Consider the following 14486-nt stretch of genomic DNA (forward strand, 5'->3'; position numbering starts at 1 on the left):
GATGTAAACCAGCCCGTTGCAATGCTCGAGTCACGCAACGGTACCGTCTCCGTTTCGTTCGATAGTGGCGCGAGGATCGATCTCTCCGTAGACGTGCAATGTATACGTAAACCGTATACAATCTATTGGGGATCGTATACTGCAGCCATACCGTGACGGACTGGCTGTCGTCTACACCCTGTGGCGAGCGGTTCCGTTCACCAGCGTTGGCACTATCGTTCAAAAACTGTCGAAAACGAACCTGGCGACCGTCTATCAGGGGCTCTCGTCGGTCCGAATGCGGAGGTCGGACCTCGGCTTCGCGATGCAGGTCAGCGCGTACCCTTCCTCTTTCTCGCTCTCGGAGAGGAACATTCCCTCGGTCTGTTCGACCTTGCCGTCCTCGACGACCATGCCACAACAGACCCCGCAGACGCCCATTCGACACTGGTAGGGCGGTGCGAGTCCCGCTTCCTCGGCCGCCTCGAGTACCGGCTTGTTCGCCGGCACTTCGATCGTCCGCCCTTCGTCGACAAACTCGACTGTGTAACTCTCGACCATAGTCAGTGGTCCTGATCGATCGATTTTTCGAAGACGTGTTCGACGGGGTCGAAGTCCTCGGATCCGTAGAATCCCTGCGATTGGTCGTCGCCCTCGATGGTGTCGACGCGGTAGAAGTCGACGTCCTTCGAGGACTGGGAGAACCACTCGTGAACTTCGGCCAGCAGTGCGGTGCCGACGCCGTTCCCTCGGTGTCCTTCCGAGACGAAGTGACCGTTGATGTATCCGTGATTTTGGAGCCGAAAGATCGGATGATTCCCCATGATGCGCGCCTCGAGCACGCCGACGAGGTCTCCCGACGCTTCGTGTTCGGCGACGATCACCGTTCCGTACTTCGACTCGAGCAACTGGCTCTCGAAGTACTGGAGCCACCGATCGTTTGCGCTCTCTTTGTGTTGATACCGCTCATCGTACTTCGAGAGGTGCTCGGTAAACCCGTGCCAGAGTTCCAGTAATTCCTCGCCGTCATCGGCACTCGCTTGGCGTATTTCGTACGACATGTATTACTGTCTGAGTTGGACTACCAAAAAAGGCACTGCTAGAAAAATCGCACGCGCTGACATATGGGGCGGTCCGAGTCGGTTCGCTACTGCACCGGAGTAGTTACGGCTTCGAGGTCGACGTGGGTGTGGAACGTTCGTGGCGGTCATACGGGCGCGCTAACAGGGCAATCCCGTCGGTAATTCGGCCGGAAAATACACTAAGCGTATACAGAAAACAATTATAACCCTGGGGTGTCAACAGATAGTTGGACGAAACGAGCTATGCCCACGGAAAAGCAATTCAAGGACGAACTCCAGAACGGAAAGATGATCGAATCGACCGACGAAATGACCGACGGGTACAAAGAGGCCCTCAAACAGATCCTGTTGGTTTCGGGTGATACGGAGCTGATGAGTGCGCCAGCGTACTACGATCAGTCGCTCAACGCACCGTCGCTCGACGCACGCGCGTCGTGTATCAGCGTTATTCAGGACGAACTCGGTCACGGCCACATCGCCTATCGCCTGCTCGAGGACCTCGGCGAGGACCGAGAGGAACTCATCTACGAACGCGAACCCCACGAGTTCCGTAACACGTACGGGTTCGACCAGCACATCGACAACTTCGCCGAACTCGTCACGGCACACGGGATATTCGATCGCGCCGGTATCGTGCTCCTCAGCGATATCCACGAGAACACCTCCTACGCGCCGTGGAAGCGCGCCCTCACGAAGGTGAGCAAGGAAGAACAGTTCCACCTCCGTCACGGCGAAACCTGGATGCGTCGGCTCGCGAACAACAGCGAGAAGACCAAACAACACCTCCAGGAAGCGATCGACTGGATGTTCCCGATGGGCGTCGAGTGGTTCGGCATGCCCGACGACAAGAAAAAACACGACGACCAGCTCGAGTACCGCATCAAAGGCAAGTCCAACGACGAACTCCGTCAGGACTGGCTCTCGCGGACGCTCCCGCTCATGGACGAATTGGATCTCGATGTTCCCGCCCACTACAGCGAGGACCGTGACGAATACGTCCTCGAGTACGATCTTCCGGTCGCGTTCGACGCCGCTAACAAAGAGTGGCGCTTCGACGAACCGATTTCGTGGTCCGCCGTCATGGACCGGTGGCGCTCGCGCGGTCCCGCCAACGAAAAGTACGTGAACATGGTTCAGTCCGGAAAAGTCGAGCTCGAGGGGTAACGATGTCGAGTGCACGCGCGAACGCAGCGGAGTCGGTAGGGGGCGGCCAGATCAGCGAGTTCGTCGAGCGCCGCCGCGCCGACGCGACGCCGTTCGAACGGGAACTCTGGGACATGATCGACGAAATCCCTGACCCGCACATTCCCGTCAGCCTCGTGGAAATGGGCATGATCTACGACGTCGAGGCGATCGACGGTCGGGTCACGGTCGAGATGACCTACCCCTGTATGGGCTGTCCCGCCTACGACATGATCCAGAACGATATCAGCAGTTGCCTGTCTCTGACCGACGGCGTCGACGACGTCGATGTCGAGGTCGTCTGGGACCCCGTCTGGTCGAAGGACATGCTCTCCGAACCGGTTCGTGAAAAGATGCGCAAGTCGGGAATCAGCCTCTAACTATGAAGTACGAAGTATTCGCACGAATCAATCAAGGCGACGATACCACGCACATCGGTAACGTCACTGCACAGAGCGACAGACTAGCAAAGATGTACGCCTACAACACGTTCGACGAGGAAGACTGGAACTACCTGACCGTGGTTCGCGAAGAAAACCTCCTGGAAGTGACCGGCACGCAGCCCAAACGCGAGGTGGCCGCCGGTGAGTGAGTGGCCCGAACCGGCAGTCGACTACGTGCAGGCGATCTCCGATACGAAACTCGTCCTTGGACACCGGTACGCGGAGTGGAGCCTCTCCGGTCCCTCGCTCGAGGACGATATCGGCGGTGCGAGCGCGGCCCAGGAAGAGATTGGCCACGTCCGCCAGTTGGCCCGGGAACTCGAAAGTCAGGGACGAGACCTCGACTGGTTGAACGGCCAACGGGAACCCGAGGCGTTCTCGAACGCCGCATGCCTCGACAGCATCGAGGGTACCTGGACGGAGTACGTCGCGTCTATCGCACCCGCAGACCGCGCCGCGTGGTACCTGCTCGATGCGATCGATCGGGATGACCTCGATGGACTGATCACCAAGATGGGCGAGGACGAGTACTTCCACCTCGAGTACCACGACGCCCGTCTCGAGACGCTCGCGGAAGACGATCCTGAGACCGTCCAGAATACGCTCGAGACGACGTTACCGCAGGCGCTCGCGTTGATCGGTCCGGAAGCCTACGACGAGGACGCCGATCCGGTCTTCGAAACCGGATTTACGGACCGCCCGATCGCCGAGATCCGGGCGGCGTACATCGAACACTACCGAAGCCTCTTCGACGGTACCGACGTTTCGCTCGAGAACGTCGACTGGGACCAACCCGCCCTCGAGGACTGGGACGAAACCAGACGACGGACCGGCTCCGGTTCGATTAGTCAAACCGACGTCGAGCAGCTTCGCGGCGAGAAAAACAAGATGTTTACGATGAACTAACCACGATGAACGATCAGCTTTCAGATTCACCCGTGTTATGCCCGTTCTGTGGCGCTGCCGACACGGAACAGGAGTCCGCCTTCGGAAGCGAGATTTCGAAGACGCAGTACTACTGCAACGGCTGTAACACGATGTTCGAACGGATCAAGTACGACGGGGAGAATCCGGAAACCGGCCGATAACGCTCTCGAGCCGGCTGGAATTCGTCTCCGCGCCCATAGCGAGAGCTATCGAAACCACTCAATTCTATGAAACTTTGGACAAGAAAGAAAGTTACTTATATGTGGACGACAATTGGTATCTTGTATGCAACTCCGACCGTTCAGTGAGCTGGATCTGGAGTATTTCACCACAGAGGTAACCGACCACGTCGGTGTCCTCCGGCTGGATCGACCGCCGGCGAACGCACACGACATCAACGTCTTGTTGGAACTACAGCGGGCCGTGGAATCGGTTCGATTCGACGAGGACGTCCGCGCGGTCCTCTTCGGGAGTTCGAACGACAAGTTCTTCTCGACCGGATTCGACATCAAGGTCCTCCAGGAGAAGTCGGGCCGGCAAGTCGGCTACGCGAGCCAGACGAGCAAAGAGATCATCATGAAGATGCGGACGACCGACACCATCTTCATCGCGATGGTCAACGGCCACTGCATGGGCGGCGGGCTCGAGCTCGCACTCGCCTGTGACTTCCGATACGTCGGGAACGACGAGAGCTACAACATCGGCATGCCGGAAATCCACCTCGGACTGATCGCCGGCGAGGCCGGAACGCAGTTGCTCCCGCGGTATATCGACCGCTCCGAGGCGCTCGAGATGATGATCACCGGCGAGACGCTCACGCCGGAAGAAGCGACGGAGAAGGGAATCTTCGACGAGATCCACCCGCCCGAAGAGATCGAAGACGCGGCCTTCGAGTTCGCCGAACTGATCGCCTCGAAGTCGAGCGTTGCAGTCGGAAACAACAAGCTCGCCGTCAACGAGGGCCTCGAGATGCCGCTTTCGGATGCGTTGGCCCACGAACGGGAACTCCAGAACCGTCTGCTCGGTTCCGATGTCGCCAAAGAAGGCGTCGACGCCTTCCTCGACGACCGCGAACCGGATTTCCTGGGCGTCGAACTCGGGGACAAAGATCCGGGCGCCGACGAGTAGACTCGCCCCCCGATACTACCGAACTCTTCTTTGGATCGTCGGTCTCCCAGTCACAACGCTCGATTACGGCTCGAGAAACTGGCGTCTCCGCGGGCTATGGCAACGAAAACTGGCGTCTCCACACGCTACAACAGCGTCGTGACGTCCGGATAGTCGTCGGCAGCCGGACGGAATCGGACCGGTTCGTCCGCTGTGGACGTGACGATTCCCAGTTCGGCTAACCGCTCGAGGTGGGCGGCCGCTTCACCGGCACCGAACTTCGCGTGGATTCCGCGCATTTCGCCGAACAGTTCGCGGCCGACCTCCCACGGCGTACTTGCCGTCCGCTCGGCCGCCTCGAGCGCCCGGAATGACGCCTCGGCCCGCTCTCGATGATGCCGCCGAACGTCGTCGATGGCCGCCTGAATTTCGATTTCCGTTCCGTGACCTGGCTCCCCGCGTTCGAAACGGGATTCGAGCCGAGCCAGGGCTTGCAGGTACGATTCGAGCGGATCGGAGAGCCGCGTGTCGCTCCCGCCGACGTTCGGCGTGTACGTCGGTAACAACACGTCGCCCAGATAGAGCCGTCCGTTCGCCCGGAACGATGCGTGACCTTTCGTGTGGCCCGGCGTGTGGACGAACTCGACGCCTGCGACGACGTCACCGTCGGCGTGTGACTCGACCGGGAACGTCTCGGGCATCGGGGAGGACGTATCCCGCTCGAGAACCCGCCTTCGAATCGAGTCGGGAACGCCCCAGTACTCCAGCGTTCGGCCGTCGCGCTCGAGTCGCCGTTTTCGCGCGTCGGCGTAGTCGCCGATCAGCGGGCTATCGTTGCGATGAACGTGTACCGTCGCGTCCGCTCGCTCGGCCAATCGACAGCTGAGTCCCGCGTGATCGATGTGCCAGTGAGTGACGAAAACGTGTTCGATGTCGGCGACCTCGAGGCCGGCCTCGCCGATTCCGGATCGAAGTGCCGACCACGCGTCGTCGGTCGGCGGCCCGGGGTCAATTACGACACCGCGTTCCGGAAGCACGTATGCGCTGTTTACTCCTTCGGGTGATCCTTCGCCGACCGGGATTCGAACGTGTTCACTCATGAGTCATCGGGAATCGCCGTCTCGTCTCGGTCGCCGAGCAGTTCGTCGAGACCCAGTTCGTCCCACCGTTCGCTCAGCGCGTCGAGAATGTTCTCCGAGAACGTCGTCTCGAAGTTCACTCGAGGAGCGATGTACTCCTCGTCCCACCGCGGGTCCCACGTCGCGTTGACGTAGAGCCGGGAGCCGGTTTCGCCGCCGCGACGGTACCGCGTCGCGGTCGCCGCGGGCGCGTTCGGCTCGCTAAATATCCAGTCGTTGGCGGGGTGAGCTTTCACCCACATATCGTTGACCGCTCGAGCGAGATTCGTCGGGTCGGCCTGTTCGTCTAGCACGACGACCTTGTCGAAGAGGTTCGAAAAGGAAAACAGCGTATTCGCCAGTTGCCACTCGAATCCGGCGTACAGAATTTCACTCGAGACGATACAGAGCCCGAGTCGCGCCTCGACCGGGAGCTGTATCCACTTGACCGGAGAGACGCCCCAGTAGTTGTTGACCCGTCTGAACAGCTGTGCGGCTTCGACGAGGCTCATGAGGTGCATGTCGTCGGTCAGCGGCGCACCGAGTGGCGCGAACGCGACCACGGGTTCCTCGCGCGTGGCGATGGTCTCGGCCCGTAGCTCGACGGTCGCAGTTTCACACGCCAGCTCCCAGGCCGCCTCCGGCCCGTCAGAGTCGGTGTTGACGACGGTGAGACGTCCATCGATCCGAACCTCCGCGTCCGCTGGAACGGTACGCGAGTCGACGGTCGCCATCGAGACGTCAGCCAGACCCGCCGCGAATTTTGGAACGTCGGGCGTGGTCCGATCCTGCGTCCAGCCCTGGAGTGCACCAATCAGTGAACACGCGGAGGTGCCGAGCACCACGCTCGCTTCCGTCTCGGGCTCACACCAGTCGGTGAACGCTTTCGGCACGGAGAGGCGGATCTTCCTGCTGTGTAGGGCCTCTCCTCGGATCGGCACCCAGGTAGTCGTTCCCCGCCGCTCGACGATGAGCAGGCCGAGCGAGACGAGCGGGTACCGTTCGTCGCCGATCGTTGCCAGCCCGAGCGTGTGGAGATCACAGTCCGCTTGAACGTTCGTCGCTGCCGGTGGTGTCATCGACTCTCCGATCGGGGCTGTTTCGCGTCTGGATAGCCGCTCGAGTAACTCCACGTACGAACAGTCCGGCCCGAGTCCGAGCGCCTGGGCGATTCGTTGGCCCGACTGGTGTGATCGGCTTGCGAACTGACTGGGGCCGCCGTAGACGCCGCCCGCGAGCCGTACCGTTCCGGGCGTGGTCTCGAACAGCGTCGCGGGTCCGTCGTGACGGGCCGCCTCTCGCGCGACGCTCGGAGCCGTCTCGTCCCAGTGGACGCGTTCCGTGATCGACACGAGATCCTCCGTTTCCTCGAGTCGGTCGAGTTGCGTTCGAAGCGTCATTCGTGGCCTCCTTCGTCCTGACCGCCGAACGGGAGGGTTTCTAACTCGACGCCTGCGCGCTCGAGGATCTTCTGTGCTCGATACTCGGGTTCGACGTCACCCGCCGACCCCAACTCGGTCACATCCACCTCCGCGTCAGTCTCAGTCCCTTCGCGCGTGGCGTCGATGTACGCTTTCGCCGATTTCGCTTTGGACGTCCCCGTTTGTACGTCCCCCTTCTCGTTTGGCGTCTGATAAATGTTCAACGGAACCTTCGGCATCGTTTCGACCCCGAACTGGTGGAAGTCGCTGTCCGGGTCGGCGTGGAGAGAAAGCGCCTCGAGTACCGCCCGCTGATCGAGCGGGTTGACGTCGCCGTCGACGAAGACGAAGAAATCCACGTGGAGCATTCCCCAGGTCGTGAATATAAAATTCGCCAGCTCGTGGAGGTAGCCGCCGTTCGTCGTGTCGGTCGAGATGACGTAGACGGTTCTCGGCGTCGATTTCCAGGGGACGCAGCTTTCGACGTCGAATCCCGCCGCTCGAAGCCCCAGCGTCGCGTCGGGGCCGACGCAGCCGACTTCCATCGAACTCGTCGAGTTCTCAGAGTAGCCGACACCCGTCCCCTCGACGCAAAACGGAATGATCGGGTTCTCTTGATAAGTTATCGACGTGACCCGGAGGAGAGGCATAGACCGCCTGGGGCCGTGCATGTATCCGAAATAGTCGCCGAACGGTCCCTCGTCTCGGCGTTCGTTAGGGACGATTTCGCCCTCGATGACGAGTTCCGCTGTTGCGGGAACCATGAGGTCGTTCGTCTCGCAGGGAACGAGTTCGACCGGGTCCTGTTTGAGTCCGCCCGCGAACTCGGCTTCGCTTCGTCCCGTCGGGATCCACATGACCGACGTGTACTGCACCGCCGGCTCGACACCGACCGCAATCGCGACGGGCATCGGTTCGTTTCTTCGCTCGTATTTGTAGTAGTAGAGATTGGGCGTTTGCTCTCCGGCCAGCAGTAACACGCTCGCGTTTTCCCCGTCGTGGATCATCGAGCGGTGGGTCGACCAATCGACCCACGACGAGTCTGGATCGGGTGCGATCAGCGTGTGCAAGTTCGAGTACCTGCCGCCGTCGCCGCCGTGGATGTACGGCCAGGGAAAATCCAATAGGTTGACGTCGTCCCCGTCTACGATGGTTTCTTTACACGGGGCTTCGTCGGCCGAAACCGTCACGGGATCGCGCGGATTTTTCAGGCGATTGATGACGATTTCGTAGTACTCTCGAGCGGAGAGGTCGGGCGGGAGTCCCAGTCCGAGTGCGATTCGATCCCAGGGTTTGTCCTGCGTTCCGCGGAACGGGTCGCCTACCAACCGTGCTGAGTCGACATTGTCGAACAACGGGATCTTGCTGTCCTCTTTGTTCAACAGCATCGTCACCGCACTGGCTTCTAAGTTCCAGGATGTCGGCTCGGAGATTCGATGGAGATCCCCGTTCGATTCTATGGTTTGTAAGTACTTTCGGAGACTATTGATGGTCATTCGTGCTCGTGGAGTTCTTCGGCGAGATCCGAACGCTCTGACTGGACCTTGAGGTCGATATATTCGCGGACGAGAGCCGGGTAGTTCTCCGAAAGATGCTGTAACATGATGGATCGGCTCGCTTCGGAGACGGATTGAAACTCCCCCTTCTCGGCCAGGTACTGTAATAACGTTTTCACTTCTTTCGATCGGGTGTTAATAACGGTCGACTGGCCCTCGATCTCCTCCATCGTCGCCTCGAGAAGTTCGACGTCGATGTTGTCCGCCTCGTCTGTCTCGATGATATCGATATACCACTCTTCTTCGGTGTTCTCGTGTGGTCCCTTAACCACGGTCAGTATGTCAGGATCCGTAAGGTTATCCGGATTCGTATCTATTCTGGCTCGTACGCTGGAAATCTCCTTCGTTTGTGCATCACTTATCTGCAATCTGGTTTCTTCCCCCGCAGGATCCTCCGGTAAATTGTTTTCCGATGTGATGTAGTTCCCTGCCATGCTTGCTACCAGATATTGGTAAGTCCTCCAAATAAAAACCCTACTTATTTTATCAAACAGATCTGGTTTTTGATATCCTCCGTGGAAGCGAAGGGTCGGGGTCGTTTCGTGGCCGAACAACACCCCTCAATAATCCGGTTCTTCGTTCGCTAAAAACGCTCGAACCCCCTCCTCGTGTTCGGGAGAGCCGTAGGCGAGTGACTGCGTGTGGATTTCGTGGGTCAGTGCGTCTCGCCAGTGTCGACTCATGTTCTCGTGGATCGCCCGCTTGGTGAGCCCGATGGTGCCCGTCGGCCGTTTCTCGAGGGTCTCCAGGAGCCCTTCGACGGCTTCGTCGAGTTCGTCGGCCGGGACGCATTCGTTTACGAGGCCCAGGTCAGTCGCTTCGGTCGCAGAGATGAATTCGCCGGTGAGAGCCAGCTGTTTTGCGGCCCGGAGGCCGACCAGTTGCGGGAGCAGGAAGGTTCCACCCGTATCGGGAACGAGCCCGACGCGCACGAACGCGCAACTGAAGGACGCAGATTCCGCAGCGTAGGCAAAATCGCTGATTGCAGTGAGCGATAATCCGGCACCGACGGCGTCGCCGTTGATTTTGGCGACGATCGGCACTTCCGAAGAGAGCGCCGCTTCGACCACCCGACCGAGCGTTCGACTCACCCGGTCGACGGATTCTTTCGGCGTCTCGTCGCGCTCGGCCATCGCCTCGAGATCGCCGCCGGCGCTGAACGCGTCACCCTCGCCGGTGAGGACGACCGCATCGTGTTCGTCGACGGTGACCCCTTCGATAGCCTCCGCCAACTCTTCGGCGACGGTAGCCGTAACGGCGTTGAGCGATTCGGGTCGGTCGAACGTAATCGTCCGTCTCCCCCCGTTGTCTTCGATGTCCATACCGTATCCACACCATTGTCCATGTTAAAAATTCCTAGACTGGTGTCTACTGTTCGTGGAAGTAGCCGTTTATTATCCAAAGATAGGTCTTGTATTATGGTTTGTGAATGTTATATGGTTTTGATTATTCTGTATCTACTGTACATCTATGTTAGTAGGTCCGCTTATTCGTCATTTTTTCAAAACGTTACGATTCTCTGCATGTGGTTGTTCAATAGCGCCAGGGAGGGAATGGCCAAGAACACCTCTAATAGTGTTATAGTTGTCTCTTTCTCTCTGATCGATATATCTTCGGTTGCAGTTCTACATATGTTTCCAAGAACGCATTTTGGCCTTGAAGGCAGATATTTCGGTCCTAGATAACCGGAAAATCACTGCACGTATCATAAATTAGTTATACAATTTTATTTGGTAACTGAGGGTCAAACAGTCGCATATCGCGGTCTCGTACCATAGCCGCGTTCCGTCTTGGATTAGACCCCATCGTATTCAAAGTTCGCGTCTTGCCTACGATTGTACACCGCCTCGAGGTGGGAACCGGCATATTCGGGACCGCGACTATTGTGGTTCTCGAGAACAAGAGTGATGAAATATAGGTCGGAACCAAGCCTAATGTATTAACTTCTGATGATAACGTCGATGATGTAGGCAGATTTGAATCTCTTGTGACCGCACCTGCCGATTAACAATTATGTTGGAATTGTAAATATCATAAAATACCATTTTGGAGAAACCATCTATTTTCATGGGGATAGACGTGGAAAGACCGTTTTGGATGCTATATATCGGAAATATTCTAGGTTATCCGTTCATGAGAGGAGAAACAATCGATTATCGCCCTTTTTCAGACTTCACTGCTATACTCAACTAACATTCTCACACTATTCTATAATATGGCGATAAATAGGCATCCTCATTTGATCCATGAGTACTAGATGAGAAAAAACAAATCTATTTGAAAGGCACTATTTCTAATATCATACAATATTAGTTCACAAACTAAAAAATCATACAATATCTTCTCAGTTGTCTGTGGTGGTGACATTCCTGACTAATAGTCGACAATACCGAAACGAGTTGTCGCCCTGCGATTCGATTACTCGCCGTTTCAACCGAGTTGTAATCAACTCCCTCTCGTACGTGTTACTTGAGTTGGTCGTGTCCAACCGTTTCCGGTAACCATTCGTCCGGGGTGTACGGCCGCAAAACGAATGTGAACGAGAGTTCCCTCGGTGTCACCCGATACTCCTCGTTCGGTTTCACCGGTGTTCCGCCGACACCCGAAACGTGCGCATCAATGGATACTGTCGTTTCTTCGCTCGGTACGAGTTCGTCACGGTATGTGGCCGAATCGAGATTTTTGTACTGGTCGAAACGAACGTTCAACGGCTGTTCACCGGAGACGAGAATGCCTGCCTCGTCACTCATCATGGTCGCCCACCGAACGTCGGTTTTGTTTCCGTTGTCCTGTGGAACCCGGTAGGGGACGTACTGATCTTTGATTCTCCCCGCGTATCGCCCGATTTTGGCTCCGGTTTTTCTATCGGGATACGTTTCGCCCGGGCCGCGTCCGTACCATTCGACTGCCGCCATCGCGGGCGGCAAGTCGAGATCGACGCCCATGCGTGGAAGCCACGACGAGAGCTGGTCCCGGAGGTGTTCGGTCGGTTCGGCGTCTACCGCGACGGCAACCTCGCCGGTCGCGTAGATGTCGTATCTGTAGGAAACATCGAATAAGCGAGTTCCTCGTTCGTCTCTGAGCGCCGTTTGCGCTTCGAGCAGGGCGTGCCTTGGCGAGGACTGCTCGAGGGTTACCGTCCGAACATCGTGGGAAACGGCATCCAATCCGAGCTTAGTCCATTCCGTTTCGTTGTCGTATCCCCACTCGGTTGCGGTTCGGACGTGCCCTTCGTTCGGAATCGGTGCCCGATACGCATCGAACACCGGGCCGTTCCGTGCGACGGCTTCCCCTGCGACGGACAGGTCCCGAAACCGGCCTCGACGTCGATCGAAGCTGTACTCGAACCGGTCTCCGGCAAAGACGAGTTCCGCGCCGCGTTCGGTGATCTCGAGCGACTCGTCGGGTTCGCCCTCGACAGCGGTCGCCCTTTCTACGGGAGGGGAAATCGGCACCTCGAACTGTTCAAACGCTATTTCGTGGCCGCGATCGGCCCACTCCGTGTCGGACTCCAAACGAAGACTAACCGTCACCAGACACTCCTGACCCGGGTGGAGGGACGGCTCTTCGAACGGGAGTATGACTCCTCGGGTGCGTCCTGCGGGGATATCTACGTCCACGATTCCCTCCTGATCGACTACTCCATTGATACTGAGTTCCCACCGGAGTTCGTACTCACACAGATTCGTGAAATCGAAGGTGTTCGTTATCGTTACGACACCGTCGCGTGGTGTTATCGGCTCTACCGACATCGGTCGCTGGATCCACTTGACCTGCTCGAGCGACGGCTTGGCCGAGAGGTCCGAGAAAACGACGCCGTCAAGGAGGAAGCTGTCGTCGTCGAACCACACGCCGTCACTCCGCGTGTTTCCGTCCGCCACGGTATCTGCCCGAAGCGTTTGATTGGTCCACTCCCAGATGAATCCGCCTTGCACCCCGTCGATCGTATTGACGAGGCCCCAGTAAGCGTCCTGCAAACCGAGGCTGTTACAGAACGCGTGGGCGTACTCTCCCATGATCAGCGGGCGGTCGTCGACAGAACTGAACTGCGCGAGCGTATCCGGAATCGGATATCGCGGCCCGGAAATGTCGGTAAACGGCGCCGTCCCGGTCATCGAGTCGTGGAACTCCTCGTAAGGCGCTTCGCCGTCGCCCTGATGGAAGACGAATCGCGTCTCGTCCACGTCGCGGGCGTGTTCGGCCATCGCCTCGTGTGCCGGCCCGGTTCCCGCCTCGTTGCTGGTGCTCCAGGCGACGATACTGGTGACGTTTTTGTGATGGGCGATCATCCGCTCGAATCGCTCGAGAAACGCGTCGTGAAATTCGGGGTGGTCGTTGACGAAGTTCAGATCGAAGTGGGTTTCGACGTTCGCTTCGTCGAAGACGTACAGCCCGAGTTCGTCGGCGATGGCGTAGACCGAGAGATCGTGCGGATAGTGAGCGGTCCTGATCGCGTTGATGTTGTTGCGCTTCATCGCTCTGAGATCCTCGAGTGCCCGATCGAACGGTACGGTTCGTCCGCCCCGCGGATCATGGTCGTGTCGGTTCATCCCGCGGATCGTCACCGGGTTCCCGTTAACCGTGAGGACTCCGTCGTCGATCTCGTATTCGCGGAAGCCGACGAATTGGGTGAGCGCCTCCGTTGTCTCGCCGGTCGCCGTTCGGAGCGCGATCGCCAGGGTATACAGTGTCGGGTTCTCTGCGGACCACTTCTCCGGGTCAGAAATATCCGCTTTTAGCCCCACGGTGTTCCCGTCTTGGCCCTCAACGAGCGCTTCCATCGTCGTGACGAGTGACCCGCCCGGAGCGTACAGTTCGCCGACGAGCGTTAGTTCATCTCCGGCGGTCCGAGGCCCACGGATATCGGCGTCGACGGAGAGCGTGGCGTCGACGAGTGCCTCGTCGAAGTCGGTGCGGACGGTGTAATCTCGAACGTGTCTCTCCGGTTTCGAATACACGAATACACTCCGGAAGATACCGCTGAATCGGATCATATCCTGAGTCTCCAGATAGCTCCCATCGGAGAACCGAAACACCTGAACCAGTAATTCGTGATCCGAACCCGGCTGGAGGTGATCGGTCACGTCGAACTCGGAGGGAGTCATCGATCCCTGATCGTACCCGACGTACTCGCCGTCGATCCAGACGAAAAAGGCGGATTTGACGCCCTCGAACTGGAGGTACGATCGCCGGTTTCCCTCCCAGGTATCGGGAACGGTCACCGTTCGTCGATACGTGCCGACCGGATTGAATTCGTCCGGGACGTCGGGCGCATCTGGAAGCGTCTCGACTTCGGGTAGTCGCTCCCACGTCAACGCGTGATTCCGATAAATGGGTCTGTCGTACCCGTGCAGTTGCCAGACCGACGGAACTGGAATCGTGTCCCAGTCGCCGTCCACCGGGAGCTCCTCGGGGAGGGCTGCCGGCGTTTCTGCCCAACAGAACTCCCACTCCCCGTCGAGCCGTTCGAAGTAGTTCGAGCGCTCCCACCGGGACTCGAGTTCGGTTAGCGGTTCGTTTGCGTCGACGGCGCGCGTTATCGTTTCGTAGCTGATCGTTGGACAGTGGACCGGTTCGACGTTCTCGCCGAGCTGAGCCGGGTTTTCGATGTACTCGGAGAGCGAGCTTCGTTCTACTGGGCGTCGAGCCATAGGAACACCACGAATCGATC

Annotated in this window: 14 protein-coding genes; 6 read left to right on the plus strand and 8 right to left on the minus strand. The window is 58.4% G+C overall.

The genetic code is table 11. From position 1 onward, the window contains the following. Positions 1-255: 255 nt before the first annotated feature. Positions 256-540 carry a 2Fe-2S iron-sulfur cluster-binding protein gene (locus ACYQ14_RS21360; protein ID WP_459891283.1) on the minus strand — a complete coding sequence of 95 codons (285 nt, stop codon included), beginning with the start codon at positions 538-540 and terminating at the stop codon, positions 256-258. Between the two features lie 2 nt (positions 541-542). Further along, positions 543-1040: a GNAT family N-acetyltransferase gene (locus ACYQ14_RS21365; protein ID WP_459891285.1), complete on the minus strand. Its 498-nt coding sequence runs from the start codon at positions 1038-1040 to the stop codon at positions 543-545. Between the two features lie 264 nt (positions 1041-1304). Here ACYQ14_RS21365 and ACYQ14_RS21370 point away from each other — a divergent pair, with 264 nt between their 5' ends. The 6 genes from ACYQ14_RS21370 to ACYQ14_RS21395 all read left to right on the plus strand — a co-directional run bounded on the left by ACYQ14_RS21370 (position 1305) and on the right by ACYQ14_RS21395 (position 4741). Continuing rightward, positions 1305-2225 (plus strand): 1,2-phenylacetyl-CoA epoxidase subunit PaaC, encoded by a 921-nt coding sequence (locus ACYQ14_RS21370; protein ID WP_459891287.1) that lies wholly within the window; start codon positions 1305-1307, stop codon positions 2223-2225. Between the two features lie 2 nt (positions 2226-2227). After that, positions 2228-2623 (plus strand): metal-sulfur cluster assembly factor, encoded by a 396-nt coding sequence (locus tag ACYQ14_RS21375; RefSeq protein ID WP_459891289.1) that lies wholly within the window; start codon positions 2228-2230, stop codon positions 2621-2623. A gap of 2 nt (positions 2624-2625) precedes the next feature. Then, entirely contained in the window at positions 2626-2835 is a 210-nt protein-coding gene (locus ACYQ14_RS21380) for a phenylacetic acid degradation PaaB family protein (RefSeq protein WP_283837252.1), read from the plus strand. After that, positions 2828-3592, plus strand: coding sequence for a Phenylacetic acid catabolic protein (locus ACYQ14_RS21385; protein ID WP_459891292.1), 765 nt, complete (start codon positions 2828-2830; stop codon positions 3590-3592). The genes ACYQ14_RS21380 and ACYQ14_RS21385 overlap by 8 nt, the downstream gene beginning before the upstream one ends. Before the next feature lie 5 nt (positions 3593-3597). Next, positions 3598-3774 carry a PaaD-like zinc ribbon domain-containing protein gene (locus tag ACYQ14_RS21390; protein ID WP_283837249.1) on the plus strand — a complete coding sequence of 59 codons (177 nt, stop codon included), beginning with the start codon at positions 3598-3600 and terminating at the stop codon, positions 3772-3774. Between the two features lie 124 nt (positions 3775-3898). Beyond that, on the plus strand, positions 3899-4741 hold the full coding sequence (locus ACYQ14_RS21395) for an enoyl-CoA hydratase/isomerase family protein (RefSeq protein ID WP_283837247.1): 843 nt from the start codon (positions 3899-3901) through the stop codon (positions 4739-4741). Positions 4742-4866: 125 nt separating this feature from the next. Here ACYQ14_RS21395 and ACYQ14_RS21400 read toward each other — a convergent pair whose 3' ends face one another. The 6 genes from ACYQ14_RS21400 to ACYQ14_RS21425 all read right to left on the minus strand — a co-directional run bounded on the left by ACYQ14_RS21400 (position 4867) and on the right by ACYQ14_RS21425 (position 14466). Further along, a complete protein-coding gene (locus tag ACYQ14_RS21400) occupies positions 4867-5820 on the minus strand; it encodes an MBL fold metallo-hydrolase (RefSeq protein WP_459891294.1) in 954 nt (317 codons plus the stop codon). After that, a complete protein-coding gene (locus ACYQ14_RS21405) occupies positions 5817-7238 on the minus strand; it encodes a UbiD family decarboxylase (protein WP_459891296.1) in 1422 nt (473 codons plus the stop codon). The genes ACYQ14_RS21400 and ACYQ14_RS21405 overlap by 4 nt, the downstream gene beginning before the upstream one ends. Beyond that, a complete protein-coding gene (locus ACYQ14_RS21410) occupies positions 7235-8755 on the minus strand; it encodes a UbiD family decarboxylase (protein ID WP_459891298.1) in 1521 nt (506 codons plus the stop codon). Before ACYQ14_RS21410 ends, ACYQ14_RS21405 begins: the two co-directional genes overlap by 4 nt. Then, the gene (locus ACYQ14_RS21415) at positions 8752-9087 is read right to left on the minus strand and encodes a hypothetical protein (RefSeq protein ID WP_283837241.1); all 336 of its coding nucleotides are present in this window, start codon (positions 9085-9087) and stop codon (positions 8752-8754) included. Before ACYQ14_RS21415 ends, ACYQ14_RS21410 begins: the two co-directional genes overlap by 4 nt. 288 nt (positions 9088-9375) lie before the next feature. After that, positions 9376-10137 (minus strand): enoyl-CoA hydratase/isomerase family protein, encoded by a 762-nt coding sequence (locus ACYQ14_RS21420; protein WP_459891300.1) that lies wholly within the window; start codon positions 10135-10137, stop codon positions 9376-9378. 1143 nt (positions 10138-11280) lie between these two features. Further along, complete coding sequence (locus ACYQ14_RS21425; RefSeq protein WP_459891302.1) at positions 11281-14466, minus strand: glycoside hydrolase family 2 TIM barrel-domain containing protein; 3186 nt, start codon at positions 14464-14466, stop codon at positions 11281-11283. Positions 14467-14486 lie beyond the last annotated feature (20 nt).

Source organism: Halostagnicola bangensis (genome assembly GCF_054653435.1).

Bases quoted from the DNA above. Each gene is read 5' to 3' on its own strand.
- ACYQ14_RS21360 (WP_459891283.1), bottom strand. From the start codon at position 540: ATGGTCGAGAGTTACACAGTCGAGTTTGTCGACGAAGGGCGGACGATC.
- ACYQ14_RS21365 (WP_459891285.1), bottom strand. From the start codon at position 1,040: ATGTCGTACGAAATACGCCAAGCGAGTGCCGATGACGGCGAGGAATTA.
- ACYQ14_RS21370 (WP_459891287.1), top strand. From the start codon at position 1,305: ATGCCCACGGAAAAGCAATTCAAGGACGAACTCCAGAACGGAAAGATG.
- ACYQ14_RS21375 (WP_459891289.1), top strand. From the start codon at position 2,228: ATGTCGAGTGCACGCGCGAACGCAGCGGAGTCGGTAGGGGGCGGCCAG.
- ACYQ14_RS21380 (WP_283837252.1), top strand. From the start codon at position 2,626: ATGAAGTACGAAGTATTCGCACGAATCAATCAAGGCGACGATACCACG.
- ACYQ14_RS21390 (WP_283837249.1), top strand. From the start codon at position 3,598: ATGAACGATCAGCTTTCAGATTCACCCGTGTTATGCCCGTTCTGTGGC.
- ACYQ14_RS21395 (WP_283837247.1), top strand. From the start codon at position 3,899: ATGCAACTCCGACCGTTCAGTGAGCTGGATCTGGAGTATTTCACCACA.
- ACYQ14_RS21400 (WP_459891294.1), bottom strand. From the start codon at position 5,820: ATGAGTGAACACGTTCGAATCCCGGTCGGCGAAGGATCACCCGAAGGA.
- ACYQ14_RS21405 (WP_459891296.1), bottom strand. From the start codon at position 7,238: ATGACGCTTCGAACGCAACTCGACCGACTCGAGGAAACGGAGGATCTC.
- ACYQ14_RS21410 (WP_459891298.1), bottom strand. From the start codon at position 8,755: ATGACCATCAATAGTCTCCGAAAGTACTTACAAACCATAGAATCGAAC.
- ACYQ14_RS21420 (WP_459891300.1), bottom strand. From the start codon at position 10,137: ATGGACATCGAAGACAACGGGGGGAGACGGACGATTACGTTCGACCGA.
- ACYQ14_RS21425 (WP_459891302.1), bottom strand. From the start codon at position 14,466: ATGGCTCGACGCCCAGTAGAACGAAGCTCGCTCTCCGAGTACATCGAA.